The organism is Pseudomonas sp. K5002 (assembly GCF_013386655.1).
Taxonomy (GTDB): domain Bacteria; phylum Pseudomonadota; class Gammaproteobacteria; order Pseudomonadales; family Pseudomonadaceae; genus Aquipseudomonas.
On sequence record NZ_JACARK010000102.1, the window covers coordinates 1 to 4785 of the forward strand.

General features: G+C 59.9%; 3 protein-coding genes and 1 pseudogene. 2 read left to right on the plus strand and 2 right to left on the minus strand.

The annotated features are described in order from the left end of the window. Positions 1-662, minus strand: a pseudogene (locus HX846_RS06350) (2,4-dienoyl-CoA reductase); the annotation flags it as partial. 69 nt (positions 663-731) lie between these two features. Between HX846_RS06350 and HX846_RS06355 the strand changes: the two are divergent. Further along, positions 732-1154 carry a MerR family transcriptional regulator gene (locus tag HX846_RS06355; protein WP_087693749.1) on the plus strand — a complete coding sequence of 141 codons (423 nt, stop codon included), beginning with the start codon at positions 732-734 and terminating at the stop codon, positions 1152-1154. A 33-nt stretch (positions 1155-1187) separates the two neighbouring features. Here HX846_RS06355 and acnB read toward each other — a convergent pair whose 3' ends face one another. Further along, a complete protein-coding gene (acnB, locus tag HX846_RS06360; RefSeq protein WP_003209239.1) occupies positions 1188-3788 on the minus strand; it encodes a bifunctional aconitate hydratase 2/2-methylisocitrate dehydratase in 2601 nt (866 codons plus the stop codon). 394 nt (positions 3789-4182) lie between these two features. Here acnB and HX846_RS06365 point away from each other — a divergent pair, with 394 nt between their 5' ends. Then, positions 4183-4653, plus strand: a complete 471-nt coding sequence (locus HX846_RS06365; RefSeq protein ID WP_008431341.1) for a DUF1289 domain-containing protein — start codon at positions 4183-4185, stop codon at positions 4651-4653. Positions 4654-4785: the final 132 nt, after the last annotated feature.

Consider the following 4785-nt stretch of genomic DNA (forward strand, 5'->3'; position numbering starts at 1 on the left):
ACCGCCACGCAGAAATCCGCGCTCACGGCGGCGCGCACGGCTTTGATCACTTCCAGCAACAGCCGAGCGCGGTTTTCAACGCTGCCGCCCCAGCGGTCTGTGCGCTGGTTGCTCAAGGGCGAGAGAAACTGGCTGAGCAGGTAGCCGTGGGCCGCATGTATCTGCGCACCGCTGAAGCCGGCCTTTTCGGCGAGACGCGCGCTGGTGGCGAAGCGCGAGATGACGTCCTGGATATCGTCCTCGGTCATGGCCTTGGGTTGGGCGAACATCTTCGAAAAGCCGCCGAGATCGAGGGCCACCGCCGAAGGTGCCAGGGCCTGCTGGCCGAGGTTGGCCATGGTCTGGCGACCCGGGTGGTTGAGCTGCACCCAGAACTGCGCGCCCTTGGCCCGGCCAATCGCGGCCCATTGGCGAAACTTGTCCAGGTGACGTTCGTCTTCCAGCACCACGCCGCCGGGGCCGGTCATGGCACGGCGATCAATCATCACGTTGCCGGTCAGGATCAGGCCGGGCTCGCCGTCGGCCCAGGCTTGATACAAGCGCATCAGGGCCTCGGAAGGAGCCTGGTTCGCATCCGCCATGTTCTCTTCCATCGCCGCCTTGGCGATGCGGTTACTGATGAGCTGGCCGTTGGGCAATTGCAACGCTTCAAAGGGCGACATGCTTGACTCCTCACATTGGGAGCGCTCAGGCTAAGCTTAAAGGTCACTTTAAGGTCAATGGGGTTGGCGATGAATATTGGTGAACTGGCGGAACGCAGCGGCTTGGCAGCCTCGAAGATTCGCTTTTACGAAGCCCAGGGGCTGATCCAGGTCGAGCGACAAGGTAATGGCTATCGCCGTTATCCCATGCAGACGTTGCAGACGCTGCAATTGATCCAGGGCGCTCAGCGCGCCGGTTTCAGCTTGCAGGAGTTGAAGGCGCTGATGCCCGACGATTCGCCGAGCGAGGCGAAACGCGCCGATATCATCTTGAGGCTTGAGCGCAGGATTGCGCAGATAGAAGAGCTTCAAGCCCGAATGGACCAGAGCAAGGCAGAGTTACGCGCGGTGATCGCCACGATCCAGGCACACCCGGAAGGCACGCCGTGCACCCAGGCGCAGGACAAGGTCTGGGCCTCAATCGAGGCGCATAAAAAAACGCCGCGCATCTGACGATACGCGGCGTTCGTTTACAGCAACAAAACCTTAGGCTTGAACCACAGGGATGTTGGCGCTTGCAGCAATTTCACGGAACTCGGCGATCTGGTCAAAACTCAGGTAGCGATACACGTCGCTGGCCATGGTGTTGATCTTCGCGGCGTATTCCATGTACTCCTCGACGGTCGGCAGGCGACCCAGGATGGAAGCCACCGACGCCAGCTCGGCCGAAGCCAGGTAGACGTTTGCGCCGTCACCCAGACGGTTTGGGAAGTTACGGGTCGACGTCGATACAACGGTCGAGTTCGGCTCTACACGTGCCTGGTTACCCATGCACAGCGAGCAGCCCGGCATTTCCATGCGCGCGCCAGCCTTGCCGTAGATGCCGTAGTAGCCTTCTTCGGTCAGTTGGTGAGCGTCCATCTTGGTCGGCGGCGACAGCCACAGACGGGTTGGCAGCTGACCCTTGACCTGATCCAGCAGTTTACCGGCAGCGCGGAAGTGACCGATGTTGGTCATGCACGAACCGATGAACACTTCGTCGATCTTCTCGCCAGCAACGCTGGACAGCAGACGGGCGTCGTCCGGATCGTTTGGCGCGCAGAGCACAGGCTCCTTGATGTCGGCCAGGTCGATCTCGATGATTTCCGCGTATTCGGCGTCAGCATCGGCAACCATCAGCTCAGGGTTGGCAACCCAGGCTTCCATCGCTTGGGCACGACGTTCCAGGGTACGCGCATCGCCGTAGCCTTCACCGATCATCCAGCGCAGCAGGGTGATGTTGGAGTTCAGGTACTCGGTGATGGATTCTTTCGACAGCTTGATGGTGCAACCGGCAGCCGAACGTTCAGCCGAGGCGTCGGACAGCTCGAAGGCTTGTTCGATGCTCAGGTTGTCCAGGCCTTCGATTTCCAGGATGCGGCCGGAGAAGGCGTTCTTCTTGCCTTTCTTCTCTACGGTCAGCAGGCCAGCCTGGATCGCGTAGTAAGGAATGGCGTGAACCAGGTCACGCAGGGTGATACCAGGTTGCATTTCACCTTTGAAACGCACCAGGATCGATTCCGGCATGTCCAGCGGCATGACGCCGGTGGCGGCGGCGAACGCTACCAGGCCGGAACCGGCCGGGAACGAAATGCCCATCGGGAAACGGGTGTGGGAGTCACCACCGGTACCGACGGTGTCCGGCAGCAGCATGCGGTTCAGCCAGCTGTGGATGATGCCGTCGCCCGGACGCAGCGATACGCCGCCACGGGTCATGATGAAGTCAGGCAGGGTGTGGTGGGTGGTCACGTCGATCGGCTTTGGATAGGCCGCGGTGTGGCAGAACGACTGCATTACCAGATCGGTGGAGAAGCCCAGGCACGCCAGGTCTTTCAGTTCGTCACGGGTCATGGGACCGGTGGTGTCCTGGGAGCCGACGGTGGTCATCTTCGGTTCGCAGTAGGTGCCTGGACGAACGCCAGCCACGCCGCAGGCCTTGCCGACCATTTTCTGCGCCAGGGTATAGCCCTTGTCGCTTTCAGCCGGGGCTTCCGGCAGCTTGAACAGGGTCGAAGGTGGCAGACCCAGCTCGGCGCGAGCCTTCTCGGTCAGGCCGCGGCCGATGATCAGCGGGATACGACCGCCGGCACGGACTTCGTCCAACAGGACCGGAGTCTTCATTTCGAAGGTGGTCAGGACTTCATCGCTGTTGTGCTTGGTGACTTTGCCAGCATGCGGGTACAGGTCGATCACGTCGCCCATGTTCATGTTGGTAACGTCGAACTCGATTGGCAGTGCGCCGGCATCTTCCATGGTGTTGTAGAAGATTGGAGCGATCTTGCTGCCGAAGCAGAAGCCGCCAGCGCGCTTGTTCGGCACGTAAGGCACGTCGTCGCCGAAGAACCACAGTACCGAGTTGGTGGCCGATTTACGCGACGAACCGGTACCGACCACGTCACCGACGTAGGCGATCGGGAAGCCCTGGCCGCGCATTTCTTCGATCTGCTTCATCGGGCCGGTCTTGCCTTGCTCATCCGGCACGATGCCTTCACGGGCCATTTTCAGCATGGCCAGGGCGTGCAGCGGGATGTCAGGGCGGGACCAGGCGTCCGGGGCAGGGGACAGGTCGTCGGTGTTGGTTTCGCCGGTGACCTTGAACACGCGCAGGCTGATCTTGTCGGCCAGGGTCGGGCGGTTCTTGAACCACTCGCCGTCGGCCCAGGACTGGATCACGGCTTTGGCGTGTTCGTTGCCGTTCCTGGCTTTTTCCGCGACGTCGTGGAAAGCATCGAACATCAGCAGGGTGTGCTTGAGTTGGGCGGCTGCAACGGGGGCCAGGGTGGCGTCGTCCAGCAGCTCGACCAGGGTCACGATGTTGTAGCCGCCTTGCATGGTGCCGAGCAGTTCAACAGCGCGCTTCTTGTCGATCAGGGGAGAAGTGGCTTCGCCCTTGGCCAGGGCAGACAGGAAACCGGCCTTGACGTAGGCAGCTTCGTCAACGCCTGGTGGAATGCGGTTGGTGATCAGGTCAACGAGGAATTCTTCTTCGCCAGCCGGGGGGTTTTTCAGCAGCTCGACCAGGCCTGCGGTTTGTTCGGCGTTAAGCGGCTGGGGAACGATACCCAGGGCTGCACGCTCTTCGATATGTTTGCGGTAGGCTTCAAGCACAGTTATTACCCTCATCAGTGGTCCCACGGGACGCTCATCCAGAAATGCACGGCACGCATGCGCTCAGGGGCTTTTTGGGCCGTAGAGCCAGCGCTGCCGGCAATCCTCACAGAAGCTGCTTTCAAAGTTTTACGCCTGCAGAACGGAGCTGATGAGGGTTGGCGCTGGCTATTTACCGGGTAAATAACCATCGCCAACACCGTTCTTTAGGAACGACTGTGCTCGTGACGCTTTGAAAACAGCTTCCAACGGATTATTGGCGCCTTACAAGGCCGGATGATTCTACGGCAAAAAAATTCTAAACGTAAGTTGCCGCGCCAAGTTTGCAGGGTGATCAACCTTAGACAAAGGGCTAACATGTGCAACTGTTTCGCTGATTTGTGCGTTGTCGACCATGTCTAACCAAACCATCAAGACCCCCTGCGTAGGCCTGTGCTCCACGGTTTACGGCGATCTTGTGTGCCGGGGGTGCAAGCGGTTTCACCATGAGGTGATTCAGTGGAACGGGTATAACGAGGAGGAAAAACGTGCGGTGTGGCTGCGGCTGGAGCAGTTGTTGGTGCAGGTGATGGCCGGGAAGCTTGAGGTGTTTGACCCTAAAATGCTGCGGGGGCAGCTGGAGCAGCGCAAGATTCGGTTTGTGCCGCATCAGTCGGAGTACTGCTGGGCCTATCAGTTGATTGCCCGGGGGGCGCGGGTGATCAGCAATCTTGAGGCTTACGGGATGGTGTTGATGCCGGAGTTTCGGGAGTGGGGGTTGCCTGAGTTGCGGGATGCGATTGATCGGGAGTTTTTTATTTTGTCCGAGGCGCATTATCAGCGGTATATCGCGCCGGGGTTTTTGCGGGATGCTTTTGGTAGCTGACTGTGTACATATCTCGTTGCTGTGATAACGGCCGCTTATGGTTCCGCCCTTACAACGGCTAAACCGGCGTCCTGCCGGTTTACCCGCTCCGCAATACCTGCGTTCGGCCTCGGTGGGGCAGTCAGATCAAGA

Excerpts from the sequence above, each read along its gene's own strand:
- HX846_RS06355 (WP_087693749.1), top strand. The coding sequence starts at position 732 with ATGAATATTGGTGAACTGGCGGAACGCAGCGGCTTGGCAGCCTCGAAG.
- HX846_RS06365 (WP_008431341.1), top strand. The coding sequence starts at position 4,183 with ATGTCTAACCAAACCATCAAGACCCCCTGCGTAGGCCTGTGCTCCACG.